The sequence below is a fragment of the Myxococcus sp. AB025B genome (assembly GCF_006518215.1).
GTDB classification, from domain to species: Bacteria; Myxococcota; Myxococcia; order Myxococcales; family Myxococcaceae; genus Myxococcus; species Myxococcus fulvus.
In genome coordinates this window covers 1-397 of record NZ_SRLW01000752.1, presented here as the reverse complement: position 1 = coordinate 397, position 397 = coordinate 1, and the positions used below count along the sequence as shown (strand labels likewise).

The window sequence follows — 397 nt, the reverse complement described above, 5'->3', positions numbered from 1 at the left end:
GGGTGAAACCATCGCAATCCACCGCCCACTCGTCACCGAGCAGGTCGGTCGGTTCGGCGAATTCCAGCCGGGCATCGGCGCGCGGCGTACCGGGGTCGACCGCGCTCAGGCGCACGCCCATGCCGGGCACGCCCTCGCGTTCGATCAACTTGCGGAAATGGGTCTGGGCAGTGGCGGAGATCTGGATCATCAGGCTATTCTAGCCAAGTAAGCGTCAGCCGCTCATTCGGTTTATACACCGTCCGGCGCATTGTTCAGTCAACACGAGGTGGAGATTCCCATGGCCGACCTGATTCCACTGGCCCAGGCCCGTTGCGTGCCGCGCAAAGGCAGCGACCACAAGCTCGGCGAGGCCCGCCTGGCCGAACTGCTGCCGCAGGTTCCCGGCTGGGAGCTG

General features: G+C 65.2%; 1 pseudogene. It reads right to left on the bottom strand.

The features are described 5' to 3' along the window. A pseudogene (locus FL311_RS43805) lies at positions 1–190 on the bottom strand (NfuA family Fe-S biogenesis protein); the annotation flags it as partial. Positions 191–397: the final 207 nt, after the last annotated feature.